24 protein-coding genes are annotated in these 26,796 nt (G+C 71.1%); 15 read left to right on the forward strand and 9 right to left on the reverse strand.

From position 1 onward, the window contains the following. Positions 1 to 16: 16 nt before the first annotated feature. Entirely contained in the window at positions 17 to 703 is a 687-nt protein-coding gene (gene pdxH, locus ACWC5O_RS00715) for a pyridoxamine 5'-phosphate oxidase (RefSeq protein ID WP_450589302.1), read from the forward strand. Positions 704 to 954: 251 nt separating this feature from the next. Here the strand turns inward: pdxH and iscB are convergent, their stop codons facing one another. After that, positions 955 to 1,980 carry an RNA-guided endonuclease IscB gene (iscB, locus tag ACWC5O_RS00720; protein ID WP_450589301.1) on the reverse strand — a complete coding sequence of 342 codons (1,026 nt, stop codon included), beginning with the start codon at positions 1,978 to 1,980 and terminating at the stop codon, positions 955 to 957. A 987-nt stretch (positions 1,981 to 2,967) separates the two neighbouring features. On the opposite strand from iscB, the gene ACWC5O_RS00725 reads away from it, so the two are divergent. The 3 genes from ACWC5O_RS00725 to ACWC5O_RS00735 all read left to right on the forward strand — a co-directional run bounded on the left by ACWC5O_RS00725 (position 2,968) and on the right by ACWC5O_RS00735 (position 5,922). Further along, on the forward strand, positions 2,968 to 3,429 hold the full coding sequence (locus ACWC5O_RS00725) for a GNAT family N-acetyltransferase (protein WP_450589299.1): 462 nt from the start codon (positions 2,968 to 2,970) through the stop codon (positions 3,427 to 3,429). Positions 3,430 to 3,541: 112 nt separating this feature from the next. Beyond that, complete coding sequence (locus ACWC5O_RS00730) at positions 3,542 to 4,984, forward strand: PAS domain-containing protein (protein WP_450589297.1); 1,443 nt, start codon at positions 3,542 to 3,544, stop codon at positions 4,982 to 4,984. A 113-nt stretch (positions 4,985 to 5,097) separates the two neighbouring features. Beyond that, entirely contained in the window at positions 5,098 to 5,922 is an 825-nt protein-coding gene (locus ACWC5O_RS00735; RefSeq protein ID WP_450589295.1) for an MBL fold metallo-hydrolase, read from the forward strand. An 86-nt stretch (positions 5,923 to 6,008) separates the two neighbouring features. On the opposite strand, the gene ACWC5O_RS00740 is transcribed toward ACWC5O_RS00735, so the two are convergent. Further along, positions 6,009 to 6,764: an SIS domain-containing protein gene (locus tag ACWC5O_RS00740; RefSeq protein ID WP_450589293.1), complete on the reverse strand. Its 756-nt coding sequence runs from the start codon at positions 6,762 to 6,764 to the stop codon at positions 6,009 to 6,011. A gap of 223 nt (positions 6,765 to 6,987) precedes the next feature. Between ACWC5O_RS00740 and ACWC5O_RS00745 the strand changes: the two genes are divergently transcribed. Both ACWC5O_RS00745 and ACWC5O_RS00750 read left to right on the forward strand, forming a co-directional pair. After that, positions 6,988 to 7,680, forward strand: a complete 693-nt coding sequence (locus ACWC5O_RS00745) for a metal-dependent transcriptional regulator (RefSeq protein WP_067120881.1) — start codon at positions 6,988 to 6,990, stop codon at positions 7,678 to 7,680. 374 nt (positions 7,681 to 8,054) lie between these two features. Beyond that, a complete protein-coding gene (locus ACWC5O_RS00750; RefSeq protein ID WP_450589291.1) occupies positions 8,055 to 8,915 on the forward strand; it encodes an alpha/beta fold hydrolase in 861 nt (286 codons plus the stop codon). A gap of 91 nt (positions 8,916 to 9,006) precedes the next feature. Here ACWC5O_RS00750 and ACWC5O_RS00755 read toward each other — a convergent pair whose 3' ends face one another. The 3 genes from ACWC5O_RS00755 to ACWC5O_RS00765 are packed head-to-tail and all read right to left on the reverse strand — an operon-like array spanning position 9,007 to position 12,065. After that, on the reverse strand, positions 9,007 to 10,596 hold the full coding sequence (locus ACWC5O_RS00755; RefSeq protein ID WP_450589289.1) for a transporter: 1,590 nt from the start codon (positions 10,594 to 10,596) through the stop codon (positions 9,007 to 9,009). Further along, positions 10,593 to 11,369 carry an ABC transporter ATP-binding protein gene (locus tag ACWC5O_RS00760; protein ID WP_450589288.1) on the reverse strand — a complete coding sequence of 259 codons (777 nt, stop codon included), beginning with the start codon at positions 11,367 to 11,369 and terminating at the stop codon, positions 10,593 to 10,595. Before ACWC5O_RS00760 ends, ACWC5O_RS00755 begins: the two co-directional genes overlap by 4 nt. A gap of 42 nt (positions 11,370 to 11,411) precedes the next feature. Further along, positions 11,412 to 12,065 (reverse strand): bifunctional DNA primase/polymerase, encoded by a 654-nt coding sequence (locus tag ACWC5O_RS00765; protein ID WP_450589286.1) that lies wholly within the window; start codon positions 12,063 to 12,065, stop codon positions 11,412 to 11,414. Positions 12,066 to 12,341: 276 nt separating this feature from the next. On the opposite strand from ACWC5O_RS00765, the gene ACWC5O_RS00770 reads away from it, so the two are divergent. Further along, positions 12,342 to 13,727, forward strand: a complete 1,386-nt coding sequence (locus tag ACWC5O_RS00770; RefSeq protein WP_450589285.1) for a transcriptional regulator — start codon at positions 12,342 to 12,344, stop codon at positions 13,725 to 13,727. Between the two features lie 200 nt (positions 13,728 to 13,927). Continuing rightward, the gene (locus ACWC5O_RS00775) at positions 13,928 to 15,622 is read left to right on the forward strand and encodes a hypothetical protein (RefSeq protein WP_450589283.1); all 1,695 of its coding nucleotides are present in this window, start codon (positions 13,928 to 13,930) and stop codon (positions 15,620 to 15,622) included. A 36-nt stretch (positions 15,623 to 15,658) separates the two neighbouring features. Here the strand turns inward: ACWC5O_RS00775 and ACWC5O_RS00780 are convergent, their stop codons facing one another. Next, positions 15,659 to 16,987: an ABC transporter substrate-binding protein gene (locus ACWC5O_RS00780; RefSeq protein WP_450589281.1), complete on the reverse strand. Its 1,329-nt coding sequence runs from the start codon at positions 16,985 to 16,987 to the stop codon at positions 15,659 to 15,661. Positions 16,988 to 17,104: 117 nt separating this feature from the next. Between ACWC5O_RS00780 and ACWC5O_RS00785 the strand changes: the two genes are divergently transcribed. The 3 genes from ACWC5O_RS00785 to ACWC5O_RS00795 all read left to right on the forward strand — a co-directional run bounded on the left by ACWC5O_RS00785 (position 17,105) and on the right by ACWC5O_RS00795 (position 19,399). Further along, positions 17,105 to 17,605 carry an SCO4402 family protein gene (locus ACWC5O_RS00785; protein WP_450589279.1) on the forward strand — a complete coding sequence of 167 codons (501 nt, stop codon included), beginning with the start codon at positions 17,105 to 17,107 and terminating at the stop codon, positions 17,603 to 17,605. Between the two features lie 109 nt (positions 17,606 to 17,714). Next, positions 17,715 to 18,596, forward strand: coding sequence for a formyltetrahydrofolate deformylase (purU, locus tag ACWC5O_RS00790; protein ID WP_450589277.1), 882 nt, complete (start codon positions 17,715 to 17,717; stop codon positions 18,594 to 18,596). Positions 18,597 to 18,619: 23 nt separating this feature from the next. Continuing rightward, a complete protein-coding gene (locus ACWC5O_RS00795; protein ID WP_450589276.1) occupies positions 18,620 to 19,399 on the forward strand; it encodes an SDR family NAD(P)-dependent oxidoreductase in 780 nt (259 codons plus the stop codon). A gap of 52 nt (positions 19,400 to 19,451) precedes the next feature. On the opposite strand, the gene ACWC5O_RS00800 is transcribed toward ACWC5O_RS00795, so the two are convergent. After that, entirely contained in the window at positions 19,452 to 20,717 is a 1,266-nt protein-coding gene (locus tag ACWC5O_RS00800) for a zf-HC2 domain-containing protein (RefSeq protein ID WP_450589393.1), read from the reverse strand. Positions 20,718 to 20,875: 158 nt separating this feature from the next. Further along, entirely contained in the window at positions 20,876 to 21,457 is a 582-nt protein-coding gene (locus ACWC5O_RS00805; RefSeq protein ID WP_450589274.1) for an RNA polymerase sigma factor, read from the reverse strand. Between the two features lie 334 nt (positions 21,458 to 21,791). On the opposite strand from ACWC5O_RS00805, the gene ACWC5O_RS00810 reads away from it, so the two are divergent. Then, complete coding sequence (locus ACWC5O_RS00810; RefSeq protein WP_450589272.1) at positions 21,792 to 22,181, forward strand: STAS domain-containing protein; 390 nt, start codon at positions 21,792 to 21,794, stop codon at positions 22,179 to 22,181. A 161-nt stretch (positions 22,182 to 22,342) separates the two neighbouring features. Continuing rightward, positions 22,343 to 22,855, forward strand: a complete 513-nt coding sequence (locus ACWC5O_RS00815; protein WP_450589270.1) for an EF-hand domain-containing protein — start codon at positions 22,343 to 22,345, stop codon at positions 22,853 to 22,855. Here the strand turns inward: ACWC5O_RS00815 and ACWC5O_RS00820 are convergent. Continuing rightward, positions 22,839 to 24,362 (reverse strand): class I adenylate-forming enzyme family protein, encoded by a 1,524-nt coding sequence (locus ACWC5O_RS00820; protein WP_450780875.1) that lies wholly within the window; start codon positions 24,360 to 24,362, stop codon positions 22,839 to 22,841. The two genes, ACWC5O_RS00815 and ACWC5O_RS00820, sit on opposite strands and share 17 nt — an antisense overlap. 85 nt (positions 24,363 to 24,447) lie before the next feature. Here ACWC5O_RS00820 and ACWC5O_RS00825 point away from each other — a divergent pair, with 85 nt between their 5' ends. Together ACWC5O_RS00825 and ACWC5O_RS00830 are read left to right on the forward strand one after the other, a co-directional pair. After that, positions 24,448 to 25,662: an amidohydrolase family protein gene (locus ACWC5O_RS00825; RefSeq protein ID WP_450589391.1), complete on the forward strand. Its 1,215-nt coding sequence runs from the start codon at positions 24,448 to 24,450 to the stop codon at positions 25,660 to 25,662. Then, entirely contained in the window at positions 25,662 to 26,795 is a 1,134-nt protein-coding gene (locus tag ACWC5O_RS00830; RefSeq protein WP_450589267.1) for an acyl-CoA dehydrogenase family protein, read from the forward strand. Before ACWC5O_RS00825 ends, ACWC5O_RS00830 begins: the two co-directional genes overlap by 1 nt. The last annotated feature ends 1 nt before the right edge of the window (position 26,796 follow it).

A 26,796-nucleotide genomic window follows, 5' to 3' on the forward strand; every position in this document is an offset into this window, starting at 1 on the left:
ACGGCAGGATGACCGCGTGACCGACAGCGACCTCAGCCCCGACCCCCTCGTCGATCCCGCCGCCATGCGCAAGCAGTACCGGGCCGCCGGCCTCGACGAGAAGGATCTCGCCGCGCACCCCATGGACCAGTTCTCCCGCTGGTTCGAGGACGCCGCCCGGGCCGCTCTGCACGGGACGCTGTACGAGCCCAACGCGATGGTGGTCTCCACGGCGGACGCGGCGGGCCGGCCCAGTTCCCGCACGGTCCTGATGAAGCAGTACGACACCGACGGCTTCGTCTTCTACACGAACTACGACTCCCGCAAGGCGCGTGAGCTGGCCGACAACCCGTACATCTCGTTGCTCTTTCCGTGGCATCCGATCGCCCGCCAGGTGATCGTCACGGGTGTCGCGCGCCGCACGGGCCGGGACGAGACCGCGGCGTACTTCCGCACCCGCCCGCACGGATCCCAGCTGGGTGCCTGGGCCAGTGCGCAGTCCTCGGTGATCACGTCCCGGGACGAGCTGGATGCCACGTACGAGGAGCTGGGCGCGCGCTACCCGGAGGGGGAGCAGGTGCCGGTTCCGCCGCACTGGGGCGGGTTCCGGATCGCGCCGGAGACGGTCGAGTTCTGGCAGGGACGCGAGAGCCGGCTGCATGACCGGCTGCGGTATGTGGCTCGGCCGGACGGGGCGTGGGATGTGGAGCGGCTCAGCCCCTGAAGGCGCTGGCCCCTCCCTGAACGCAGACGACCCGCGAGCTCGGTCCTCCGCCTGATCAGCGGGGGAGCCGGCCGGACGTACCGGCGAGCTCGCGGGTCGGGTGACTGTGTTGGATTAGGCCGGCTGCGTGTTTCTCACACGCGGGTCCGGCACCGCACATCGTGTGGTGGCGGACCGCTAGCCCGCAGCCACCTCGCGCGTCCGGGTTTCACTCATTTACCCGATCACCTCCTTTCGACGTAACGCCCACCCTAAGAAGCTGCCGAGACGGGCTCAACTGTTTTTCGGAGATGCTGATGGAACGGCTTCCGGACGGAGGCTGTAGCTGTACCCGTCGCCCCGCTGCAGCAGTCGTAGATTCCAGTGAGAGACGTTGATCCGGCCGACCGAGGTGGTGAGGCGGTGCTGGCCCCTGGCCCGGACGGAGATACGGCCGGTCCAAGTACCTGCCCACTTGCCGGAAGGCATGACAGCGCGTACCAGGTCTCCGGTGACGTACCCGAAGTGCTGCTTCTTACGGGCCCGCCGCAGCCGGGGGAATCCGTACCGATCCGGCGTGGTGCGGGCGTATGAGCCGCGACCGCTGGACGGTTGAGGACGAGGTTCGAGATGCGGTTGGATCCTCGTCGGCTGCGAGGGCGTACGTGCTCGATGTTCAGGGGTACGCCGGTGGCGCCGCAGTAGGCGCAGGCGCTGTCCCACATGGCGTGCAGGTAGGAGCGCGTAGTGGTTCCCGCCAGGGGGCCTTGTGCGTACTCCGCACCGTAGAGCGGTTTGCCCGCGCTCATGGAGTGGGTGTCGAAGGCCGTGCGTTCCAGATGGATGTCGGTGACGGGGGCGTAGCGGCACAGGCGGTTGGCGATGGAGAAGATCGTGTCGACGCGGTGGCGTAGAGAGGGCGGGAGCCATCCTTTGGGGCGGACTCTGTTCTGCGAGCGTGGAGTCCGGTAATGGCAGTTGGCCGAGCGTCGCCTGTGCCGGTAGCTTGCGCGCTGTTGCATGCAACTGTGGATCTGCGCGCCTCGATGATGGAGTTCGACCGAGACGAGCCCGCGTCGGACAGTCACGGTGGCGCCGTCTTCGGTGGGCTCCTTCTTCTCGTCGGTGAGGACGAGACCGGTGCCCTTGGAACCGGGGTCGATACGTAACTGCACGCCGTCGACTTCTGAGTCGGCCAGTGTGCGATCTTTCAGGCGGATGGCGAAAGGCGCCTGACGTGCGACTGCCGCCCGCCCCTTGCGGAGGAGTTCTCGTGCTCGTGCTGGGTGACAGGGCATGAGCGGCTGCCCGTCCTTGGCGAGGACGAAGACCCTGCTCGCGCCGGTCCCGCCCGAGTGCGACGGGTTGTGCGTGGGAGCGTCACCGCTCCCGCTCTCTGCCGCCTGCGCTGCCTGGGCAGCGCTCTTGGCGTGACGCCGACGGGTTCTGGTGCCGCGCCTGTCGGTCTCCCCTCGCCCATGTTCCCCGCCGGTGCCCCGCGCAGTGGCGGGGTGTCCGTGAGCCGTTTCGTCCCTGCTCCCGGGGTGTCTGCTCTCACGGATTCCAGAGCAGGCTGCTGAGGAAGCACAGCCTGGTGGGTCTGCTCGCCTGCAGGAAACGTAGTCATCGGGGCACCTCCCTGATCGTCCGATCCTGATGACTGGGGCTGGCTGCTCGACAGCCTTGCGGCCAGGGAGCGAGCGGCCTCCCCTCTTCGGTGCACAGGTGACGCTAGTGAACGAGGATTGAGAGGCTGAGACGATCAGCCGTAAGTCGCTCGGATTTGCGAACCTGCCGGATTACCCGAACGCGTAAGCGGTGAGGGTGGTACTGACTTGCCCGGCTGATGTGGATGTCGGCGCGTTGCTCGTATCGGCTGCGGAGTCGTTCGAGAGCCGGCCGTGCGACCTCTCTGCGGCGCAGTCGTCCAGGTCAAGAGGGTCCGTCCGGCGTAGTTCGACCACCATGGCGGCATGTAGGCGAGGCCAGACGCCGGGTCTCGGTCCAGTTCGGAAGCCAGCACCCTGCCGTCACTCCCGCGCACCCCACGGCCTCGGCTGGAAGGTGTTCGGCGGTCTCCCAACAGTTCCACTCCAGCGTCCCGGCGGGCTGGCTCCAGTCTTCGGCAAGTGCGGCCGGCTCACGCAGCAGCGCGACGACGAGCCGGATGCCCTCCGGTTTCCACGGGTGCATGGTGGTGTGCAGGACAGCCAGCCAAGGACGTCCTTCTTTGACGATCAGTTATGCGGTTGACCCGGTGCAGGCACGGCCGGTTGGCTGCTCGCGTGACCGATCTTCGTATCCAAGCCGTAGAAAACGACGCCGAGCTCGAACAATGGCGCCACGTCCACAACGTCATCGTGCCGCCCGCCGCCATGTCCCTGGACGACGCACGGGCGCGCCGTGAGCGTTACCGGCTGGAGAACGCGTATCTGGGGGACGTGCTCGTCGGGTGTTCCACCGTGCGGCCGCCGGTCGGGGAGGAGGGCGTCGCGACGGTCATCGCGCGCGTGCTGCCCGAGTTCCGGGGGCGTGGCTTCGGTGCGGCGTTGTACGAGAACGGGCTCGCCCGAGCGCGCGTGCTGGGTGCGCGGGTGGTCGAGACGTGTGTGCTGGCCGTGAACGTGGACGGGCTGCGGTTTGCCGAGCGGCGTGGGTTCGTGGAGACCGATCGGTACGTGCTGGACGGGGAGACCGACGAGTGGGTCGATCTGCGGCTGGAGCCGGAGCCCGGTGCCGGGCATTGATTCCTTCAATCTGCGGGAACAGGATGTGGGCTGCGTCACGTTCCAGTTGAATGAAGGCCAGTGAGCGAACCGGGCGCCGTAGGTGCGCCGACGCAGCCTCCAGGGGGTCGAGGTGAGTGCTTCCCGGCGGAGTGGGACCACCGACGAGCTGGGGCCGGACGAGCCCGAGCGGGATGGTCCGCACGCCCATGACGGGCCTGACGGGCCGGAGGATTCGGGCTCCGATCTGCTCGCCGCGCTGTTGGACGGCATGGACGCGGCGCTGTGTGCCTTCGACGCGGACGGGGTCGTCACGCACTGGAACCGGGAGGCCGAGCGGATTCTGGGCTGGACCGCGGCGGAGGCGGTCGGGCGGCACGGGTTCGCCGGGTGGGCGGTGCGCAGTGCGGACGCCGAGGATGTGCAGGCGCGTCTGATGTCGGCGATGGATGCGCCTGGCCGGCAGGTGCATGAGTTCGCCCTGGTCACGAAGGGCGGCGGGCGGGTGCTCGTGCGGACTCAGTCCGCTGCCGTCCGTGGGCCGGACGGGAAGCCGGCGGGTTTGTACTGCGCGTTCAGTGAGGTGCATGCGCAGATCGACCTGGAGCGGTCCATCGCGTTGAGCGAGGCGCTGTTCGAGAACGCCTCCTGGGGTGTGGTGCTGGTCGACGCCGATCTGCGGCCCGCTGTGGTCAACGCGCATGCGGCGCGTGCGCTCGGTATCGGGCGTACGTCCGCGCTCGGGCGGCCGCTGGGCGAGTTGCTGGCGCAGGGTGTGGAGGAGCTGGAGAGTGCGCTGACCCATGTCCTGGCCGAAGGTGCGCCGCCCGCGCCTGCCGAGATGTGGGTGACCGTGCGGGTGCCGGAGGGGGCGAAGCGGCGCTGCTGGCGCAGTGGGTTCGTGCGGTTGGCCTCGCCGCTCGCGGAGGAGCCCGTGCCGCTCGGGGTCGGCTGGCTGTTCCAGGACGTCACGGAGGCAAAGCAGGGGGAGCAGGAGGCGGCGCTGCTGCGGTTCCGTAGCAATCAGCTGCACCGCGCGGCCCGTGCGGCCGCCGAGTGCGAGGACCCGGCGGAGGCGGCCACCGTCCATCTCGATTTCGCGCTGGCCGGTTTCGCCGATCATGCCCTGCTCGACCGTGTGGCGGGTGCCCCGCGCGCGGAGGGGGACGAGGCGGTTCCGGTGCGGCTGGTGCGGCTCGCGGCCACGCCCGCGGGGGCACCGGGGCCGAGTCTCCTCTCGGGGGCGGCCGGGCTGCCGCTGCGGTACGAGGAGGGGCATCCGGCGTTGAGCTGTGTCGAGCGGGCCGGGACCGTGCGGGCGGATGCCGGGTCGGTTCCGGCCGAGCGGGCGCGTGAGTGGGCGCTGGCCCGGCAGTGGCCCGAGGACGCGGTGCACGCGATGTGCGTGGTGCTGCGCAGCCGGGGGCGGACGCTGGGCGTGGTCACGTTCCTGCGCGGGGCCGGCCGCAGCCGTTTCGAGCGTGCGGACGCGGCCTACGCGGAGGACGTGGCCGTACGGATCGCGGCGGCGCTGGATCTCGCGGAGGCGGTGCGGGAGAAGCCGGGGGAGCAGTAGCCGGTGCTCGTGCGCGAACCTGCCGCGCCGTCCCGAGTTCCCTGGGCCGCACACCCGAATGCGCCACAATTCGTTATGTCGCCCTTGCCCCACTTTATTCAACGGAGATACCCGTGTCCGTGACCGTGAACAGGTTCGCCGCGCCGACAGCGAGTGTGAACAGCTGGCTGGTGGCCGATGACACCAGCCTCATCGTTGTCGACGTCCTGCGCAGCAGTGCGGAGGCCGCCGAGCTGGCCGACGAGGTGACCGCCGCCGGCAAGCAGCTCCTCGCAGTGGTCGTCACCCACGGTCATCCCGACCACTACATCGGGCTTCGTACCTTCGCCGAACGCTTCCCGGAAGTTCCTCTGCTCGTTGCGTCCCAGGAGATCGCCGACGACATCACCGGCTTCACCGCCTGGATGGAGTCCGTCGGCTGGCTGGACGCCGAACCCACCATGAAGCCGCGCAGCACCGCCAACCCCGACGGCTTCGACTACGGCCTCATCCGGGTTGCCGACCGCCCGGAACTGGCACTCGCCGGGGGAGCGGTCGTACGGCTGGACACCGACTGGCCCGCCGCGGAAGCCGACCACACAACTGTGGTGCACGTCCCCGACGCCAACGCGGTCCTCACGAGCGACCTGGTCTACTCGGGCGTCCATGCCTGGGAAGGCCCGCAGGTCACCAGGGACAAGATCCAGTCATGGCTGTCGGCCCTGGACACCTTGCAGGAGCGCTACGGCACCCACGTGACCGTCCACCCCGGCCACGGTCCGGAAGGCGACACGGCCCGCTACGAGGAGATCCGCCGTTACCTGGATGACTTCCTCGCCGTCACCCAAACCGCCACCGGCCGGGAGGAGGCCATGGCCGAGATGATCCGCCGTTACCCCGAGCACAGCCAGGCCGACTTCCTGCTGCCCCTCAGCATCGACTTTCACGTCCGGGCCTGACGAGCTGCCCGTACCCTCCTGAGAGGCCGATGCCATCGCCTCGAAGTCACTCACGACGCGCGTGGGTCCCGAAGTACCAGTCAGGCTCAGCGCTGGTAGAAGATCCGGTCGCCGTACTCCGTCATGACGCGTTCGTTCCAGTCGTGGCCGCCGTCGACGTTGCCGGAGCGCAGCAGCGGGGGTTCGAGGCCGCGGTCGGCGAGGGTGGCGGCGGTGGTGGCCATGACGGCCTGCATGAGGGCGGTGGTGACCACGGTGGAGGCGGGGGCGAAGGGGGCCGGGATGGTGTCGAGGGTGAGTTCGGCGTCGCCGACGGCGATCTTCGAGTCCAGGACGATGTCGCAGTGGTCCTTGAGGAAGGTGCCGGAGCTGTGCCGGGACTCGGTCTGCGTGGCGTAGGCCACGGAGGTGACGCCGATGACCTGTACGCCGCGGGCGCGGGCGCCCTGGGCCATCTCGACGGGCAGGGCGTTGCGGCCGGACAGGGAGATGATCACGAGGGCGTCGCCGGCGCGGAGCGGGGAGGTGTCGAGGACGGCGCTCGCGAGTCCGTCGACGCGTTCCAGGGCGGAGCCGAGGGTCGCCGGGGTGACGTCGACGCCGACGACGCCGGGGACGGCGAGCAGGTTCATCAGGGCGAGTCCGCCGGCGCGGTATACGACGTCCTGGGCGGCCAGTGAGGAGTGTCCGGCGCCGAAGGCGAACAGGCGGCCGCCGGCGGCGACGGTGTCGGCGAGCAGGGTGCCGGCCGCGGTGATCGCCTCGGCCTCCTCCTCCCGGACCCGTTGCAGCAGGCCGATGGCGGCGTCGAAGAACAGGTCGGCAGGCGTGCCGTCGCTCATGCGGTGCCCCTTCGCAGCGTCTGTGTCGCGGATCACCGTGCGGTCTGGACCAGTGCGGTGTCAATACGGGGGTGTGCGGACGGGCCATGCGCCGGAGCAGTCTTCACGCGGTGGTTTCCGCGGTGCGGCACGGTTGTCAGTGGTATCCGGCAGAATTGAATCCAGGGCCAGCGCACGCGCCGGAGAGCGGCGAGCTTCCGGCAGAGGTAATCGAGGGGCACGTATGTCCGGACTGATCGACACCACGGAGATGTATCTCCGCACCATCCTCGAACTCGAAGAGGAAGGCGTCGTCCCCATGCGCGCCCGCATCGCGGAGCGGCTGGACCAGAGCGGGCCGACGGTGAGTCAGACGGTGGCGCGCATGGAGCGCGACGGTCTGGTCTCGGTGGCCAGCGACCGGCACCTGGAGCTGACCGACGAGGGCCGCAGACTGGCCACGCGGGTGATGCGCAAGCACCGCCTCGCGGAGTGTCTGCTGGTCGACGTGATCGGCCTGGAGTGGGAGCAGGTGCACGCGGAGGCGTGTCGCTGGGAGCACGTGATGAGCGAGGCCGTGGAGCGCCGGGTGCTGGAGCTGCTGCGGCACCCGACCGAGTCGCCGTACGGCAACCCGATCCCGGGCCTGGAGGAGCTGGGGGAGAAGGACGGCGCCGACCCGTTCCTCGACGAGGGCATGGTGTCGCTGGCCGATCTGGACCCGGGCAGTGACGGCAAGACGGTCGTCGTGCGCCGTATCGGTGAGCCGATCCAGACGGACGCCCAGCTGATGTACACGCTGCGTCGCGCGGGTGTGCAGCCCGGTTCGGTGGTGAGTGTGACGGAGTCGGCCGGCGGGGTGCTGGTGGGCAGTGGCGGTGAGGCGGCCGAGCTGGAGGCGGACGTCGCCTCGCATGTGTTCGTGGCCAAGCGCTGAGCATGAGAGGGCCCCGGCGCCGTGTGGCGCCGGGGCCTGTCCTCCCCTGTGCTGACCCGGAGCCCCGAGCTCTCAGGGTCATCCCCCTCGGACCGGTTTTCCCCGAGCGGTCCGCCTCCCGCCAGAAAGATCCCCTCGGCGGCGGCGATCATTCCCTGAGAGGTGTCACTCGAATGAGGGGTGTTGTCCGCAGAGGAAGTATTTTCGAATAGGTGTTCGATAGTCTGCGGCGGCAGTACGAGCGACAGGCAGTACGAGCGACAGGCAGTACGAGCGACAGGCAGTACGAGCGACAGGCAGTACGAGCGACAGTACGACTGCGACAACGGCAGTACACCGGTACGAGGCAGGCGGAGCTGGGGGGTGCCAGGCCGATGGCACGGCGTATCGATGTGGCGGGAGCGGGCGGGGTGCGCCTGGCCGCCTGGGAGTTCGCGGACCCGCCGAAACCGGAGGCGGAGCCCGGGGCTCCGGGCGTGCTGTTACTCCATGGCCTGATGGGCCGCGCCTCGCACTGGGCGTCCACCGCCCGCTGGCTCGCCGAGCGCCACCGCGCCGTCGCGCTCGACCAGCGCGGCCACGGCCAGAGCGACAAGCTCCCACAGGCCGCGTACACCCGGGAGGCCTACGTCGAGGACGCCGAGGCCGCCCTCGAACAGCTGGGCCTCGCCCCCGCCGTCCTCATCGGCCACGCCATGGGCGCCCTGACCGCCTGGCAGCTCGCCGCGAAACGCCCCGACCTGGTGCGCGGCCTGATCATCTGCGACATGCGGGCCTCCGCTCTCGGCTCGGCCTCACAGCGCGAGTGGGCCGACTGGTTCCGGTCCTGGCCCGTCCCCTTCGCCACCCTCGCCGACGTCCGCAAGTGGTTCGGCGAGGACGATCCCTGGGTGGAGCGTCCGCACCCCGCCCGCGGCGCCTTCTACGCCGAGGTCATGCACGAGTCCGCCGACGGCTGGCGGCCCGCCTTCGAGCCGGAGCAGATGCTCGCGACCCGGGAGAGCTGGGTGTACGACGCGCACTGGGAGGAGCTGGCCCAGGTTCGGTGTCCTGCGCTGGTCGTTCGTGGCCTTGACGGTGAGCTGGGGCGGGCCGAGGCGCAGGAGATGGTGCGGGTTCTCCCTCGCGGGGAGTATGCCGAGGTGGCTGACGCCGGGCATCTTGTCCACTATGACCAGCCGGTGGCTTGGCGGTTGGCTGTCGAGCCGTTTCTCGATTCGGTTCTGGCGGGTTGAGCGCCTTCTCGTCCGCGTGGTTTCTGTGCGGTGGCGGGTGCGGGTCAGACGTGGCTTGTCGCGCCCCGCGGCGGAGCCGCGAAAAGTTCCGTCAGCCTTTGCTCACTGCCGTCAGGATCTCCGGTAGGCGGGCCGCCGTTCGGGGGGCCGCCAGGCGTAGGCCCAGCAGGGTCAGCATCGTGCCGTAACCCGCCCCCGCCGGCAGCAGTACCCAGCTCCACGTATGCCCGTCCGCGCTCACGTTCAGCCAGATGGTGGCGGTGATGACGGGGGAGCAGAGCAGGGCCGCCGCGACCATGCCGCCGAAGATCGAGATCCAGGCCAGGCCGGCCTGGCCTGGGGCCACGTTCTTGTGGCCCTCCTGGGGGATGGAGTACGGGAAGCGGGCCGAGGTCCAGGCGCCGGTGGCCAGCATCGCGCCGAGCAGGGCGAGGGAGAGTCCCAGTACCTCGGGGAGGCGGTTCCAGGTGCCGAGAAGTGCGGTCGTCAGGACGGTCACGAGGGTGGCGTACGGCAGGGTGATCACCAGCAGGGCCAGTGCCCGCCCGCGCAGCTCGGCGTGCGCGTCCCGCGGCGAGGAGATGGTCAGGGCCACCATCCAGAAGGCGGAGGTGTCCTGCCCGAACTGGTTGTACATCTGGATGCCGAGCATTCCGGCGGCGAAGCACGCGAAGTAGACCGACCCGGTGCCCTGCATCGCGTTGAACACCGGCACGATCAGCCCGATGGCCAGCGAGGTGACCCACGCGGCCTTGGTCTTGGGGTCGCGCCAGATGTAGCGCAGGGTGCGCTCCATGACCGTGCCCGTGCGCCCGTCGGGCAGCAGCCGCCGGAGCCCGGCGGAGGAGGTACGGTCCCGCGCCCCGGCGTCGGGAGCCTGGAGCGTGGACCCGTCGGGCGAGGTCATCAGCCGCGCCAGACTGCGCGCCCAGACTGCGATCAGCAGGACTGACCCGGCGGCCGACAGGGCGAGTTGAGCGAGGGCCGTGCCGTACGAGCCCTCGCTCGCCGATCGCACCGCCCCCACGGCCGACGCGGGCGGCACCCACGACAGCACGTCCGCCGCCGGCTGCAGCTGGCCGAGCCCCGCCGAACCCAGGCGCTGCGCGCCGAAGTTGACCAGCTGCGCCCCGACGGCGACCACCAGACCGCTCAGCACGGCCAGATCGCGCCCCTTCCTGCTGGTCAGCAGCCGTACGTTGGCTGCGGCGACGGCCCGCGCGAGCGCCACGCAGACCAGCAGTGCGAGGACCACGGCGACGACGGAGACGACGTACCCAGCTGTCCCGTGCGCGACCGACAGCACGCATCCCACCAGCACCAGCAGTGTGAACAGCGGCCCGATCCCGACCAGCGAGGCGGCCAGCAGGGCCCGGACCAGTGGCCGGGGGCGCAGCGGCAGCATCACCAGCCGGGTGGGGTCCAGCGTCTCGTCGCCGCCGGGGAAGAACAGCGGCATCACCGCCCAGCCGAGCGCCAGCACGGCCGTACCGGGTACGGCGACGGCCTCGGCGTGCGCGTGCCCGCGCAGCGCGACCAGGCCGAGCAGTTGCAGCAGTGCGAACAGCAGGGCGACGACGGCCGAGGCGACGAACGCGGCCCGTCGGCCCGCCGACTGCCTCAGCCCGTTGCGCAGCAGTGACAGCTTCAGCCGTACGACGGTGGCGGTCAGGCTCGTCATCGGGCCGCCCCGCCGCCCAGCCAGTCCAGATCGGAGGCGGCGTCCCGGCCGCGTGCCCCCACGAGCTCCAGGAAGGCCGTCTGCAAGGTGGGGTGCTCCCCGCGGACCTCGGTCAGCGGGCCGGTCGCCCGGATGCTGCCCGCCGCCATGACGGCCACCCAGTCGCACAGCGACTCGACCAGCTCCATCACGTGTGAGGAGAACACGACGGTGGCGCCGGAGGCGGTGTAGCGCTCCAGCACACCCCGGATCGTCTGCGCGGACACCGGGTCGACGCCCTCGAAGGGTTCGTCGAGGAACAGCACGTCGGGATTGTGGAGGAGTGCGGCCGCGAGCCCGATCTTCTTGCGCATGCCGGTCGAGTAGTCCACGACGAGCTTGTGCTGCGCCCCGGCCAGGTCGAGCACGTCCAGCAACTGAGTGGCCCGCTTGTCGACCTCGGCACCGGGCAGCCCCCGCAGCCGCCCCGAGTACCCGAGCAGTTCCCGCCCCGACAGCCGCTCGAACAACCGCAGCCCCTCGGGCAGCACCCCGATCCGCGCCTTCACGGCCACCGGGTCCCGCCACACGTCGTGCCCGACGACCTCGACGGACCCCTGATCGGGCCGCAGCAACCCGGTCACCATGGACAACGTGGTGGTCTTCCCGGCCCCGTTGGGCCCGACCAGCCCGATGAACTTCCCGGCGGGAAGATCGAGATCGATCCCGCCCACGGCAACCTGCTGCCCGAACCGCTTCCAGAGCCCTCGCACACGAACCGCAGCCTCGGTCATGCCAGCACCCTACGGGGCCGCTGCCGACCTGAAGGGGGACGGCTACCGGTCCCGGCCGCAGGCATAGGCGAGCGGCGAGATCAGCTCCTCCGCATCCGGGAGCCACCGATTCGCGGGCGTGGGCCGACAAGCCCACTGCACAGCGCCACGCGAGCCGAAACGGGTCGGCGGAGCGGCCACGTAACTCCCCTCGCCCAACGGCGCGAGATCCAGTGAAGCCAGCGACCACCCCAACTTCCGCACCAGCTCGGGAACCTTCACCGAAGCCCCCGGCAGTACGAAGAAATGCATGCGCCGGTCGGGAGTCAACGTCACCGGTCCCAGGGTCAGCTCCATCCGCTCCATGCGGGCCAGCGCCAAGAACCCCGCACTCTCCGGGACGGACAACGCGTCGAACGTACGCCCCGTGGGCAGCAGGATCGACGCCGTCGGCTGCTTCTGCCACATCCGGCGCGCGACGGTCACACTGCCGGTCGCCTGCGTCGCCCAGTCGGGGCGCGTGGGGTGCGCACCCGGCGCGAGGCAGGATGCATCGCCGCACGAGCAGCGCTGCACCCCGTCGACGGCTTCCAGCCAGGCGCCCGGGAACAGGTCCCAGTGGCGCTCCTCGGCGTAGCGTACGGCGGTTTCCAGCAGCGATTCCCCGCGCTGCTGCGGAATCTGAGCGGCTTGCGTGCCTGCGATCGTCTCTTCCACGTTTCACTCAACTCCCCCACTCACCTGGAGTTACGGCCAGGGCCCGGTCAGGGGAGGAGCATCGCCTCCCCCGCCGGGGCGCATGGGTGCACAGGTGGGGGCGCGCGGGAGGAAGCGGGGCGTGGGATGGGTAGCCAGGGGTGGGGGTGGCATCAGCCTTTACCCCGGCAAACCGCACATGTCACGCATTGACGGTATGTCAGCTGGGCATTGATCTTCCCGACCGGATCCTTCCGGCCGGATCTTCACGCTCCAGGGGTTCGCAGGGGGTAGCACATGGCCGCGAGGCCTCTCGTTGCGAGGCAGCCGAACGAACGGCTGCAGGCACTCATCCAGGAAGCGGGGTGCTCGAACGCCGGGCTGGCCCGGCGGGTCAACATGTGCGGCGCCGAGCACGGTCTCGACCTGCGCTACGACAAGACGTCCGTGGCCCGCTGGCTGCGCGGCCAGCAGCCGCGGGGCCGGGCCCCGGCCATCATCGCGGAGGCGCTCGGACGCAAGCTCGGCCGTACGGTCACGATCGACGAGATCGGCATGGCCAACGGCAAGAACCTCGCCTCGGGGGTCGGTCTCCAGTTCTCGCCGACGGTACTGGGGGCCATCGAGCAGGTCTGTGAGCTGTGGCGCAGCGACGTGGGCCGGCGGGACTTCCTGTCCGGCTCCTCCGTCGCCGCCTCCGCGCTGGTCGAGCCCAGCCGGGACTGGCTGATCTCCATGCCGGACCCCCAGGTGGCCCGGCAGGCGGGCCCGCGCGTGGGCCAGTCCGACGTGGCCGCCGTACGGTCCATGACCCAGGCGCTGGTGGACCTCGACCACCAGTACGGCAGCGGTCATGTGCGCCCGGTCGTCGTGCACTACCTCAACAGCGTCGTCTCCGGGCTGCTCGCGGGGTCGTACCGCGAGGCGGTCGGCCGCGACCTCTTCGCGACCGTCGCCCGGCTGACCGAGCTGGCGGGGTACATGGCGGTGGACACCGGGCAGCCGGGTCTGGCCCAGCGGTACTACATCCAGTCGCTGCGCCTGGCGCAGGCGGCCGGCGACCGCGGCTACGGCGGTTACATCCTGGCCGCCTCCATGAGCCACCTCGCCGCACAGCTCGGCAACCCGCGCGAGATCGCCCAGCTGGCGCGGGCCGCGCAGGAAGGGGCGCGCGGGCGGGTCACCCCGCGCGCGGAGGCGATGTTCCACGCGGCCGAGGCCCGCGGGCACGCCCTGCTCGGTGACGTACGGGCCGCGCAGGCTGCCTCCGGGCGGGCTGTCTCGGCGATGGAACAGGCGGACGCGGCCTTCGGGGACGACCCGGTGTGGATCGCGCACTTCGACGAGGCCTATCTGGCCGACGAGCTGGCGCACTGCCACCGCGACCTGGGACAGGCCGAGGCGGCGGCGCGGTACGCCGAGCAGTCGCTGGCCGGACATCCCGGGACGCGGGCCCGGCGCCGCGCCATCGGCTATGTGCTGCTCGCCACGGCCCAGGTGCAGCAGCGCGAGATCGAGCAGGCCTGCAGCACCGGGATGAAGGCGGTGGAGCTGCTGGAGACGCTCCGTTCCAACCGGGGCGCCGAGTATCTGGAGGACCTCCAGCAACGCCTGGAGCCCTTCCGGGACGAGGCGGTCGTGCGGGAGTTCGGGGCCCGTCTCGACCTCCAGCAGGCCGCCTGAACAACGGCCCCGCGGTTCGTGAACACACGGGAAACGGCACCAGGACCCAGGAAGGTTGCCTTGTACAGCGAACCGCGGGGCTGTTTTGTTACTGCTGTCACAGGGAAGAAGATCGCGCCCTGAGCTGCGTGGCACCCGGCTCGGGGGACCCGGTAGCGTGAGCCGACGATTCCGAAGGTCCCCCAATCGTAGGAGTCCCGGTGACGCAGAGTGGACAGGGCGAGGAGCCCTCGGCGCGACCCGCGCACGAAGGCATCGTGCTGCCCTCCGACGGAGGCGAGCCCCTGCTGCCGGGCATGACAAGCGCCCCGACCCCCACCCCCGCGGCCCCGGCCGGCGGCCAGGCCTGGGGCGACGCATGGGGCCCCGGCGGCCGGCAGGCACCCCAGCCGGACCAGGGCTGGCCCCCGGCGGCCGCCCAGCAGTGGGGCTCCCCGGACCAGCAGCCCCCTGCGGGCAACGGCCCCGGCCCGCTGCCTCCCGAGGGCGCGCCGGCTCCGTCGTACGGCGACCAGGCCTACGGCTCCGCGGGTCAGGCGCAGGCGTACGGCGGCGATCAGCAGCCCCAGTACAGCGCGGGGCAGCAGCCCCAGTACGGGGCGGGGCAGCAGCCCCAGTACGGCGGCGGCCAGCAGCCTCAGGACGGTGCGGGCCGACCGCCCGCCTACGGCGCCCCGGACCCGTACCAGCAGCAGTACCCGGCCTCGCCCGCTCCCTCCGCCCCCTCCGCGCCCCTGCCGCCTGCCGTGCCGGAGGCGTACCCGGCCGCGTCCCTGCCCCCGGCGACCGACGGCGCGACCCAGTACATACCGCCGGTCGCCAGGGGGGCTGCCCCCATGCCCGGCCTCGCTCCGGCTCCCGCCTCCGTGGACGAGGGTGCGACCCAGTACATACCGCCGGTCCCGGCGGCCCCCGTCGACGAGGGCGCCACGCAGTTCATCCCTCCGGTGGCGACCGGCACGCTGCCGCCCGAGTCCGCCGGTGAGGAGACGCGGTACCTGGGGCGTGTGCGCCAGCCGGCCGCCTCCGACGCCGCGGCCACGCAGTACATCCCGCCGTACACCGGTCAGGCGCCGGGCGGGGAGCGGCAGCCTCCCGCCGAGTTCGACAACCTCTTCCGCGGTGGGCCGGGCGGCGGGGAGAGCACCGCCGGCTCCACCCAGCAGATGCCGCGTGTCCAGCCGAACGGCTACCCGGGCCCGGCGCAGCCGTCGTACATCCAGCCCATCGACATGGACGAGGACGGCGGCGGGCGCCGGGACGGCCGTACCGGCTCGCGGGTGCCGCTGATCGCCGCCATCGGCATCGGCATCGTCGTCGTCGGCTTCGGGGTCGGCGCGATGTTCAGCGGTGGCGGCGGGGACAAGGGCAGCGACAAGAAGAACGTCGCCGCCGCCTCCCCGGCCACCCAGGACTCGGCCTCGGCCGCAGCCGACCCCGCCCAGCAGCAGGCGGCCGCCCTGGACAAGCTGCTCGCCGACAGCGGCAGCAGCCGCGCCTCGGTGATCCAGGCGGTGGCGAACGTCAGGCAGTGCGACAACCTCGGCCAGTCCGCCTCCAACCTGCGCGACGCGGCCAAGCAGCGCACCGACCTGGTCACCCGGCTCGGCAAGCTGTCCGTCGACAAGCTGCCGGGAAACACCGAGCTGACCGCCGCCCTCACCAAGGCCTGGCAGGCGTCCGCGGCCGCCGACAACCACTACGCGGCCTGGGCCGACCAGGTGGGCGGCGGCAGGAAGGGCTGCCACCACGGCCAGGCCCGCGGCACCGCCCAGACCCAGGCCGGCAACCGGGAGAGCGCCACCGCCAGCGCGGAGAAGGTGAAGGCGGCGGCGCTGTGGAACACCATCGCGCAGAAGTACGGCCTGACCCAGCGCCAGCCGACCCAGCTGTGAGGCGGGCGGCCGCCGGGGCGGGCCCCGGCGGCCGGGTCAGTCCAGGTCGGCGTTCTCCAGCGTGCTCGTCATGTCGGTGATCCCGTTGAAGCCCGAGCCCGCGGTCTTCTTCGCCGCGACCAGCCGGCCGTCCTTGACGACCTGGAGGGTCACGTCGGCGTTGACGAGCCGCGGGAAGCCGACCCCGGCGAGCTTGCTCTCGTAGGGCCAGCGCAGGGTCGGGGTGAGGCCGCCGGTGGACACCTTCAGGCCGTCGTCGAGGGTGCGCCGTACGGTGTCGGAGCTCACCTCGCCGTGGCCGATCTTCTCCAGGACGGCCTTCAGTACGGTGTAGGCGATCCAGGTGGTCTGCACTCCGGCGTCCGCGGGGTCGATGCGGTTGTCGCCGAAGGCCTCCTCGTTGATCACCTTCTTCATCCGGTCCCAGCGCGGGTCGGACGACACCGGGTACCAGCCGGTGATGTACGACCCCTCGTACGGCCCCGACGCCCCGCCCGTCGAGTTGATCACCGTCTGGTCGACGCTGCCCAGCACGGTCGCCGTCCGCACCGCGGGGTAGCCCTCGCGGGCCCGCCGGAAGGAGTCCATGAAGGTGTCGGTGCGGTCCCCGAGCGCGGGCACCACGCACCCCTTCTTGAGCGTGTCCTTGGTCGCGTACCGCAGCGCCTGGTCGACCTGGCCGTCGTACTCGGTGGCGTTCTCGGCGGCGAGCTGGTCGCCGGCCGGGGCGTGCCCGCCCGCCTTCAGGCCCGAGCCGAGCAGCGCGGGCAGCTGGTCCCCGGCGATGCTGTCGGGGCGGACCAGGGCGATCTGGCCGCAGGTGGCGGCGAGCGCCTTGCCAAGGCCGGCCAGGAGGGCGGGCTGCCCCCCGTTGACCGGGTACACCATGGGGCCGGTGAACTCCTCGCTGGTGACGCCGTAGCCGCCGATGTAGGGGATGCCGGCGCTCTCCAGCGGGGCGAGGAAGGAGTCGCCGAACTGGCTGTAGGAGCCGACCACCGCGACCACGTCCTCGGCCGCCGCGCGCCGGGCGCACTTCGCCGCGCCCACGCTGTCGTTGTGGTCGTTGCAGGTCAGGACCTCGAGCTTGCGGCCGTTGATGCCGCCGTGGGCGTTGATCCACTGGCCGTAGGCGTGGGCCATCGCGGGCATGCCGGGCTTGTTGGTGGCGTCGGTCTTCTGGGGTGCCCAGGTCATGACCTTGATCGGGCCATCCCCGGAGCCCCCCGTGGCACCGGGGATGGCCCCGCATCCGGCGGTGAGTGACGCACACGCGGCCAGGGCACCCGCCGACAGGGCGGTGGCTCTGACGGGCCGGGAGAGGAAGGGGAGGAAGGTGCTGCGGATGCGTGGCCTGCCGGTCATGGACACGCACGATTCCGTCACATCACTAACCGGGGAGTGACCCTCGGTCAATGAAAGGTGACATTGAGGTGAATTACAGGGGCGGGTGAGACTCCTGTGGCGAGGAACGTACGATCGATGACCGTGCAAGGCTCGGAGAACTCTTCCCGTCGCGGCCGTCGCTCCTCCACCATGGGCGGCATGCCACTGAACGACATGCCGTGGTGGCGCTGGCGCACCAATGTGCGCTCCGCGCTGCACATGCTCTCCGATCCGGAGTTCCAGCGCGACGTCTGGCTGGCCGGCGTCGACGGGTACGGCGACTTCACCGACGCCGTGTACCGCCTGGTGGAGGACACCTGGCTGGACAACTGGTCGGCGGAGAAGTACGTCGGCACGATATTCCGGGACTCGCAGGAGGCGGCGCTCGTCGACACGGCCGTCCTGCGGGTGCTGCGGATCATGCACCAGGTCGGCCCGGACGCGCCGGTCTCCGCCTACCTCGACCACCACGGGTGGCCGGAGGCGGTGCGGGCGGCCCGGGACGCGCACATACGCCTCGCGGCGAGTGACGGCGACGATCCCGACGCCCCGCCGCGGAGCCTGGAGGTACTGCGGATCATGACGAGGGTCGCGTAGGCAGGGGCCGGACCCTCCCGGGGCGGCGCCCGCGCGGCAGCCGTCCCGCCCCGTCCCGACCCGCGGGACGATTGCCCACGGCGCGTGGCCGTATGGGACCCTGTGGTGCATGAACGAGCAGTCCGCCCCGGCCGCCGCCCCGGCCGACCAGTACGTCCTCACCCTGTCCTGCCCGGACAAGCAGGGCATCGTGCACGCCGTGTCGAGCTACCTGTTCATGACCGGCTGCAACATCGAGGACAGCCAGCAGTTCGGCGACCACGACACGGGACTGTTCTTCATGCGTGTCCACTTCTCGGCGGACGCGCCGCTGACCGTCGACAAGCTGCGGGCGAGCTTCGCGGCGATCGGTGACACCTTCCACATGGACTGGCAGCTCAACCGGGCCGACGAGAAGATGCGCATCGTCCTGATGGTCAGCAAGTTCGGCCACTGCCTCAACGACCTGCTCTTCCGCGCCAGTATCGGCGCCCTGCCGGTGGAGATCGCGGCCGTGGTCTCCAACCACACCGATTTCCAAGAGCTGGTGGGCTCGTACAACGTCCCCTTCCACCACATTCCGGTGACGAAGGAGACCAAGGCGCAGGCCGAGGCGCAGCTGCTGGAGATCGTGCGCGAGCAGAACGTCGAACTGGTCGTCCTCGCCCGCTACATGCAGGTCCTCTCGGACGACCTGTGCAAGCAGCTCAGCGGCCGGATCATCAACATCCACCACTCCTTCCTGCCGAGCTTCAAGGGCGCCAAGCCGTACCACCAGGCGCACGCGCGGGGCGTCAAGCTGATCGGCGCCACGGCCCACTACGTGACCGCCGACCTCGACGAGGGCCCGATCATCGAGCAGGAGGTCGAGCGGGTGGGTCACGGCGTGACACCGGACCAACTCGTCGCCGTCGGGCGGGACGTGGAGTGCCAGGCGCTGGCGCGCGCGGTGAAGTGGCACGCGGAGCGCAGGATCCTGCTCAACGGGCGCCGGACGGTGATCTTCGCCTGAGACGTGCCCCCTAGGCTTCGGGCATGACCTCACAGGCGTACCTCTCCGAACTGTTCTCGCTGGACGGCCGCGTCGCCGTGGTCACCGGCGGCAGCTCCGGCATCGGCCGGGCCATCACCGGGGCCCTGGCGCGGGCCGGGGCGAGCGTGGTGGCCGTGGCGCGCAAGGAGGCGCAGCTGGCCGCCACGGTCGACGAGCTGACCGCCGACGGCTGCCGGGCCGCCTGGGTCAGCGCGGACCTGAGCACCCGCGACGGGGTGCGCGCGGCGGCCGAGGAGTCGGCCGGGAAGTTCGGGGAGCCCGACATCCTCGTCAACTGCGCCGGGATCAACCTGCGGCCGCCGATGGGGGAGCTGGGCGAGGAGGTGTGGGACACCACGATGGCCGTGAACCTGGAGGCGCCCTACCTGCTGGGGCAGCGGTTCGGGCCCGGCATGGCCGAGCGGGGCTACGGACGGATCATCCACATCACCTCCCAGCAGGCGCACCGGGCCTTCGTGCAGAGCGGTGCCTACGGCGTCTCCAAGGGCGCGCTGGAGTCACTGGCCCGCTCCCAGGCCGAGGCGTGGTCACCGCACGGCGTCACCGCCAACACCCTCGTCCCGGGCTTCGTGATGACCCCACTGAACACGCGGCTGTCGTCCGACCCGGAGAGGGTGGCGGCACTGGCCGCGCGCACGATGGTCGGGCGCAACGGGTTGGCGGAGGACTTCGCGGGGGCGGTGGTCTTCCTGGCGAGTGGTGCGTCTGCTTATGTCACCGGGCAGTCGATCTTTGTTGACGGCGGGTTCTCGGTGCACTGAGTAGGGGGCTTTTCGGTCGGCTGAACCGGCAAGCCGCACAGCCGAGCCACGTTCACATCCGGCTGAGCCCCGCGGCAGCGAACAGCACGTCCCTGATCGCCTCCCGGTCGCCCACCTGCCCCGCCGCGGCCTCCTCCGGAGGTACGTGCCCCGCCGCCAGCCGGCAGAACTCCACGCCGTCCAGGGCGACATGGGCCACCTCGAACTCCGCGGAGCCCACCGCCGCGGGCGAGTCCAGCGGGATCAGCCACTCCCCGCCGGCCGCCCCCTCGATCTCCAGCCGCAGGCTGCGCCCCGGCGCCCCCGCAGGAACGAGATGCGGGGTCTGCCCGGGCGCGGACAGCCCCGCCCGGCGCCGCACGGCCAGCGCCACCGGCAGCATCCGTGCCGCGAGATCGATCATCTTGTTCAGGTGACGCGGCGCGGGCGGCTCGTACGGATAGTCCACCGCCTCCGCGATGTCCTCCGCGTGCACCCAGCACTCGAAGGCGCGGTCCAGCATGGCGTCGTGCAACGGCAGTTCGAAGGCGCCGTACGGCACCGCGAGACCACCGGCGGTGCTGCCCGTGAAGGACACCGTCCGTACGAGGTTGTGGCTCTGCTCCCGCCACGGCCCCCGCACGGACCGCGTCGGCGGAAAGTGGGACGCCCGCCAGAACGCCTCGGTACGCCCCGCCGGCCCCGCAGCACCCAGCTCGCCGATCTCGCCCTTCCCGGTCCTGTCGCCCTTCTTGCCGTTCTTGCTCTTCTCGCCCTTCTCGCCCTTCGCGAAGACCTCCGCCAGGGGATCCGCCAGACCGAGCGCCGTCGCGACCAGCCCGTCCACCGAGAGCAGATGCGCGATCACCCCGGCCACGGTGGTACGACGACTCGTCGGCGCGTCGCCCTCGAACCACCGCAGCCGCACCGGCGCATGCCACTCGGCGTCGCCGAAGTCCTGCAGCAGCGCGTCCAGTCGCGCGCTCTCGGCGTCGTAGGGAGCCGCCCACTCGGGCACCGGGATGTGCGGCGGCCGGCGGTCCAGGCAGCTCTCCAGGACGCGGGTGCGCAGGGCGGGGTCCAGGTCGAGGCTCTCGGGCTGGTGCAGCAGACCCACCGCCTCGCGCAGCCGCAGCGCCTCGTCCGCGCAGGAACCGCAGGTGCCGAGGTGTTCCTCCACGGCCGCCGTCTCGGCCGCCGAGCAGGCGGCCAGGGCCCAGGCGCCGAGGAGCGACTTCAGGACGTCGTGCGACAGGTCGAGCGGCACGGGCGGAAGGTCCCCCAGGTAGGCGAGGTCGGGCAGCGGCAACCCGCTGTCCTCGACGGACGCGCGGGGCATCGGTATCCGGGGCGAGCGGCCGCGCCCGGACCCACCGGCACCCGGCGGCCCGTCACCGGAACCGGAGCCGTAACCCGAACCGGAACCGGGGCCGCCCGCTCCCGCGGCGCCCTTGTACGCGTCGTCCCCGTCGAACGCCTCGAACCCTCCCGGCGCGTTCACACCGCACCCCCGTATCCCGGCGGTGTGCCGACGTCATGGGCGGTGGACAGCAGTTGCAGGCCGAGACGGAGCCGGCGGCGGGCCTCGTCCTCGGTGACGCCGAGGTCGGTGGCGGTCTGGCGGTAGTCGCGGCGCTGGAAATAGGCCAGTTCCAGCGCGGCGCGCAGCGGGGCGGGCATGGAGTGGACGATGTAGTCGGCGCGGGCGGCGACCGAGGCGCGGTGCACCTTGCTCTCCAGGCTCTCCAGCTCCTCCGCGGAGCCGCTCTCGCCGCCGCTGAGCGCGGCGGTCTCGGTGGCGCGCAGCCGCTGCACGGCCAGCCGGTGGGTCACCGCGGCGACCCAGGAGCGCAGCGGACCCTCCTTGGGGTCGTAGCTGTCCGGGTGTTCCCAGACGTGGGCGAAGACCTCGCGGGTGACACCGTCGGCGGCCCGCTCGTCGCCGAGGACGCGGTGGGCGAGGCTGTGCACGAGGGAGGCGAACCGGTCGTAGAGCTCGCCGAGCGCGGCGGCCTCACCGCGCGCGAGCCGCTGCTGCATCTTGCGGTCCCAGCGGGGCGGTACGTCCTTCTGCGCCATGCTGCTCCTCCCCTCGCCTCGTCCGGTCCGTCCAGCGTCTCCGCATCCTCATCTCGAATGTAGTCGGCACCTCTGACTACGCACGCCCCTTTGTGTCAATGTGCGCCCCCCGAGGCGCCGCAGGTGATAGTGCCCTGTTCACACAATCTTCACTCAAATCGTGTCCAGCTCCGATCGAACCGGATCGGTAGTGACTGAAACAAGCCCCTTGTTGACCGCTCACGGTTTGTTACCCGAAGTTTCAGGGAACGGCCGCTGGGCAGCCGCGCGGAGAGAAACGTAGGAACTGCTTCCGTTTCCGGGCGGTTCCGGGAGATCCGGCGAGCGGAGGGGCGTGGCCGTGGCATTCAAGGTGACCAGCATCGAACAGGGTGCACCGGGCGAGTGGGCCGTGCTCCGGGTGTCCGGGGAACTGGACCTGATGACCTCGCCGGTGTTGCGTCAGCGGGTCCACGACGTGGTCGCCGAGGGTCACCACAGCCTGATCCTGGACCTCTCCGAGGTCTTCTTCTGCGACTCCAGCGGGGTCGGCGTCCTGATCGCCGCCCGCCGGCTGATCCGCTCCTGTCAGGGCCGGCTGCGCCTGATCCTGCCGGACCGGGGCGCGGACGAGGGCTCGCACGTCAACCGGGTCCTCGGCGCGCTCGGCGTCCGCCGCCTCTTCGACGTCCGCCCCGACGTCGAGTCCGCCACCGCCGACGAGGCGGGCCCCCTCTCGGCCTGAGTCGCGTCGGCCCGAGCCGCGCCGTGCCGACGCCACAAGGTTGTCGCAGAATTCCCCCGGTCTTGGCACAACCCCCGCTTTTCCGTCACCTCACCGCCTCCCGCGACGTACGCTCCCTGCCAGATTCGCCCCCACGTCAACGTAAGGCGGCCCGAACAGACATGGTCAGTACCGAGTACGAACGCAGGATCGCCGCCCGGTTCGCCACCTTCGACCAGGACGGCAACGGCTACATCGACCGCGAGGACTTCAACGCGGCGGCCAAGGCGCTGCTCGCCGAGTTCGCCGTCGCCGCCCGCTCCGACAAGGGCCAGGCGCTGTACGCCGGTGCGGAGGCCTTCTGGCAGGGCATGGCGGGCATCGCCGACCGGGACGGTGACCAGCGCATCACCCGCGAGGAGTTCGTCACCGGCGCGGTCAAGCGCCTGCGCGACAACCCCGACCGCTTCGCCGAGATCGCCCGCCCCTTCCTGCACGCGGCCCTGGCCGTGGCCGACCCGGACTCGGACGGCCACGCCACCCTCACCGACACCGTCCGCGTCCTCCGCGTCTTCCACGTACCGGCCGACATCGCCCGCACCACCGCCACCGCACTCGACACGGACGGCGACGGCAGGATCGGCGAGGCGGAGATCATCCCGGCGTTCGCGCGCTACTTCACCGTTCCCGAGTAGCGGCCGGCGGCTGCGAGAACCGCTCCCGCAGCTTGTACTTCAGCACCTTCCGCAGTGTCTCGTTCCGTGGAAGGGCGTCCACCACCTCCAGCCGCTCCGGCAGCTTGTGCACGGACAGCCCTTCCGTGCGCAGGTACGAGACGACCCTCGGTAGCGTCAACTCCTCGGCGCCAGGCGGCTGTTCGATCACCGCGCAGACCAGTTCCCCCCGCTCCGCGTCCGGCAGTCCGACGACCGCCACGTCCCCCACCGCCGGATGCGCGGCCAGCAGGTCCTCGATCTCCTTGGCCGAGATGTTCTCGCCCTTGCGGATGATCACGTCCTTCAGCCGGCCGGTGAGCACGAGATGCCCGGAGCCGGTGACATGGCCCAGGTCGCCGGTGCGCAGGAAGCCCTCCGGGTCGAAGGCCGCGGCCGTCTGGCCGGGGTCCAGGTAGCCCTGGCAGACGGCCTCGCCGCGCAGGCGGACCTCGCCGTCGACGATCCGTATCTCCATGCCCTCCGGTGGGCGTCCCTCGGTCGTCGCGAGGTTCTCGGGGGTGTCCCCGGGGTCGCCCATGGTGATCATCGGGACCTCGGTCATGCCGTAGCCATGGGTGAGTTGTACGCCCATCTCGCGTACGACGGCGTGGTAGACCTCCGGGGGCTTGGGGGCGCCGCCGCCCGCGAGGAGGCGCAGGGAGGGGATCACCTTCGCGTCCGGCTGTCTGCGCTGCTCGTTCAGGAACATCGAGTAGAACGCCGTCGAACCGCCGGCCACCGTGACCCCGTGCCGCCGGTACTCCGCGAGTGCGTCTGGCAGGGCGAACTGCTCGAACATCACCGCCGGGAAGCCGTACAGCAGCAGCATGACCGTGTAGTCCGGCCCGGCTATGTGCGCGTACGGGAACGCCATCGAGCCCACGTCGTCCGGGGTGAGGCGCAGGGCGTGGGCCAGGCAGGAGCCGCCCGCGATCAGGGAACGGTCCGTGTGCAGGACACCCTTGGGGTCGGAGGTCGTGCCCGAGGTCCAGTAGATCCAGCGGACGGAGGTGCCCTCGGCGGGGGGAGCGGGGAGGGCGGACGGGTCGGCCTCGGGCAGGGTGTCGTACGCCTCGAAGACGCCCTTCGCGCCCAGGCGGCGGGCCATCTCCGTGTGGTCGTGGCCGCGCCAGACGCCGGGGACGGCGAAGAACTCGGCCCTGGACTCGCGCAGTGCGAAGCCGACCTCGCGGTCCCGGTAGAACGGGATGACCGGGGACTGGACGGCGCCCAGGCGGGCCAGGGCGAAGGAGAGCAGGGCCGTCTCGATGCGCGTGGGCAGCTGCCAGGCGACCACCGTGCCGGGGCGCACGCCCATGCCGTACAGGCCCGCCGCGACCCGCTCGGCCCGCTCGCGCAGCTCGCCGAAGGTCAGCCGGCGGTCTTCCTGGAGGAGGACGGGGCGGTCGGGGGTGAGGTCGGCGCGGCGTACGACCAGGTCCCACAGCGTGCGGGAGGAACTCAAGGAGTGCGGGGTCTCGTTCACGTATGCCCCCTGCTTGGCTGACGACTCGTCAGGTGCCATGCTATCTGACGGACCATCAGATAAGTACTGTCCGGCGGAGGGGACCATCGTGACCGAACTGCCCCGCATCATCAGCGTCGACGACCACGTGATCGAGCCCGCCCACCTCTTCGAGACCTGGCTGCCGGCGAAGTACCGGGACCGGGGTCCCAAGCCGCTGACCGCCGGGATCGGGGAGCTGGCGTACGTCGGCGGGAAGTACCAGATCACCATGGACCCGGAGGGCCAGCCGACGGACTGGTGGATCTACGAGGACCTGAAGTTCCCGTACAAGCGCAACATCGCCGCCGTCGGCTTCGACCGGGACGAGATGACCCTGGAGGGGATCACGCGGGAGCAGATGCGGCGTGGCTGCTGGGATCCCAGGGCGCGGCTGGAGGACATGGACCTCAACCACGTCGAGGCCAGCCTCTGCTTCCCGACCTTCCCGCGCTTCTGCGGGCAGACCTTCGCCGAGGCGCACGACAAGGAGGTCGCGCTCGCGTGCGTCCGCGCCTACAACGACTGGATGGTGGAGGAGTGGTGCGGGGGCAGCGGGGGACGGCTGATCCCGCTGTGTCTCATTCCGCTGTGGGACGTGGAGCTGGCCGTCGCGGAGATCCGGCGCAACGCCGCGCGCGGGGTGCGGGCGGTGACCTTCTCCGAGATCCCCACCCATCTCGGGCTGCCGTCCATCCACTCCGGCTACTGGGACCCGTTCTTCGCGGTGTGCCAGGAGACCGGGACCGTCGTCAACATGCACATCGGCAGCAGCTCGCAGATGCCCGCCGCCTCCCCGGACGCGCCGCCCGCCGTCCAGGCCTCGCTCAGCTTCAACAACGCGATGGCCTCGATGATGGACTATCTCTTCAGCGGGGTGCTGGTGAAGTTCCCCACCCTCAAACTCGCCTACTCCGAAGGGCAGATGGGCTGGATCCCGTACGCCCTGGAGCGTGCCGACGACGTGTGGGAGGAGCACCGCGCCTGGGGCGGGGTGCGCGATCTGATCCCGGAGCCGCCGTCGACGTACTACTACCGGCAGATCTTCTGCTGCTTCTTCCGCGACAAGCACGGGGTCGCGTCCCTGGACGTCGTCGGCCGTGACAACGCCACCTTCGAGACCGACTACCCGCACGTCGACTCGACCTTCCCGCACACCAAGGAGGTCGCCCTCGACCATGTGAAGGGCCTCGACGACGAGACCGTCCACAAGCTGATGCGGGGCAACGCCATCCGCATGCTGGGCCTGGACCTCGACAAGAAGACCGAGCGGATCCCGTGATGGACCTCTCCTACACGCCCGAGGAGGAGGAGTTCCGGGCCCGGCTGCGGGAGTGGCTCGCCAAGGTGCTGCCCGCCCTGCCCGCGGGGCCGTCCCCGGACGACTGGCCCGGCCGCCGCGCCTACGACCTCGGCTGGCAGCGGATGCTGTACGACGCCGGGTACGCCGACGTCCACTGGGACTCCTCCCCGACCATGCGCCTGATCTTCCTGGAGGAGACGGAGAAGGCGGGCGCGCCCTATGTGGGAGCGAACTTCGTCGGGCTGCTGCACGCGGGGCCGACCATCGCCGCCGAGGGCACGGCCGAGCAGAAGGACCGCTGGCTGCCGCCGATCCTGCGCGGGGACGAGGTGTGGTGCCAGGGGTTCAGCGAACCGGACGCCGGGTCCGACCTCGCCGCGCTGCGCACGCGCGCGCGCAGGGACGGCGACGACTACGTGGTGAGCGGGTCCAAGATCTGGACCTCGCACGCCGAGGTCGCCGACTGGTGCGAACTGCTGGTCCGCACGGACCCGGAGGCCCCCAGGCACAAGGGCATCACCTGGCTGGCCATGCCGATGGAAGCCGAGGGCGTCACCGTACGGCCGCTGCGCACGCTCGCCGGGTCGGCGGAGTTCGCCGAGGTGTTCCTGGACGAGGTCAGGGTGCCGGTCGGCAACCGGGTCGGGGCGGAGAACGACGGCTGGCGCGTGACCATGGTGACGCTCTCCTTCGAGCGCGGCACGGCCTTCGTCGGCGAGGTCGTCGGCTGCCGCCGGGTGCTCGGCGAACTCGCCCGCACCGCACGGGAGAACGGCCGCTGGGACGACCCCGTGCTGCGCCGGCGGCTCGGGCGGCTCAATGCCGAGTTCCGGGCGCTGTGGCGGCTGACCCAGTGGAACGTGAGCGAGGCGGAGGCCGGCGGCGGAGTGCCGGGTGTCGGGGGTTCGGTCTTCAAACTGAGGTACTCGCACGCCCGCCAGGAGCTGTACGACACCGCCGCCGAGGTGCTCGGCCCGGACTGTCTCGACCTGGACCGGCCCTGGGTCCTCGACCGGCTCTCCTCGCTGTCGTACACCATCGCCGCCGGCACCTCGCAGATCCAGCGCAACATCGTCGCCGAGCGCATCCTCGGCCTGCCGAAGGGACGGTGAC

The sequence above is a fragment of the Streptomyces sp. NPDC001450 genome, from assembly GCF_053597295.1.

What these genes read in the sequence shown, in the direction of transcription:
- iscB (WP_450589301.1), bottom strand. Translation starts at nt 1,980, where the DNA reads ATGCCCTGTCACCCAGCACGAGCACGAGAACTCCTCCGCAAGGGGCGG.
- ACWC5O_RS00740 (WP_450589293.1), bottom strand. Translation starts at nt 6,764, where the DNA reads ATGAGCGACGGCACGCCTGCCGACCTGTTCTTCGACGCCGCCATCGGC.
- ACWC5O_RS00745 (WP_067120881.1), top strand. Translation starts at nt 6,988, where the DNA reads ATGTCCGGACTGATCGACACCACGGAGATGTATCTCCGCACCATCCTC.
- ACWC5O_RS00750 (WP_450589291.1), top strand. Translation starts at nt 8,055, where the DNA reads ATGGCACGGCGTATCGATGTGGCGGGAGCGGGCGGGGTGCGCCTGGCC.
- ACWC5O_RS00755 (WP_450589289.1), bottom strand. Translation starts at nt 10,596, where the DNA reads ATGACGAGCCTGACCGCCACCGTCGTACGGCTGAAGCTGTCACTGCTG.
- ACWC5O_RS00760 (WP_450589288.1), bottom strand. Translation starts at nt 11,369, where the DNA reads ATGACCGAGGCTGCGGTTCGTGTGCGAGGGCTCTGGAAGCGGTTCGGG.
- ACWC5O_RS00770 (WP_450589285.1), top strand. Translation starts at nt 12,342, where the DNA reads ATGGCCGCGAGGCCTCTCGTTGCGAGGCAGCCGAACGAACGGCTGCAG.
- ACWC5O_RS00780 (WP_450589281.1), bottom strand. Translation starts at nt 16,987, where the DNA reads ATGACCGGCAGGCCACGCATCCGCAGCACCTTCCTCCCCTTCCTCTCC.
- ACWC5O_RS00785 (WP_450589279.1), top strand. Translation starts at nt 17,105, where the DNA reads ATGACCGTGCAAGGCTCGGAGAACTCTTCCCGTCGCGGCCGTCGCTCC.
- purU (WP_450589277.1), top strand. Translation starts at nt 17,715, where the DNA reads ATGAACGAGCAGTCCGCCCCGGCCGCCGCCCCGGCCGACCAGTACGTC.
- ACWC5O_RS00795 (WP_450589276.1), top strand. Translation starts at nt 18,620, where the DNA reads ATGACCTCACAGGCGTACCTCTCCGAACTGTTCTCGCTGGACGGCCGC.
- ACWC5O_RS00800 (WP_450589393.1), bottom strand. Translation starts at nt 20,717, where the DNA reads ATGCCCCGCGCGTCCGTCGAGGACAGCGGGTTGCCGCTGCCCGACCTC.
- ACWC5O_RS00805 (WP_450589274.1), bottom strand. Translation starts at nt 21,457, where the DNA reads ATGGCGCAGAAGGACGTACCGCCCCGCTGGGACCGCAAGATGCAGCAG.
- ACWC5O_RS00815 (WP_450589270.1), top strand. Translation starts at nt 22,343, where the DNA reads ATGGTCAGTACCGAGTACGAACGCAGGATCGCCGCCCGGTTCGCCACC.
- ACWC5O_RS00830 (WP_450589267.1), top strand. Translation starts at nt 25,662, where the DNA reads ATGGACCTCTCCTACACGCCCGAGGAGGAGGAGTTCCGGGCCCGGCTG.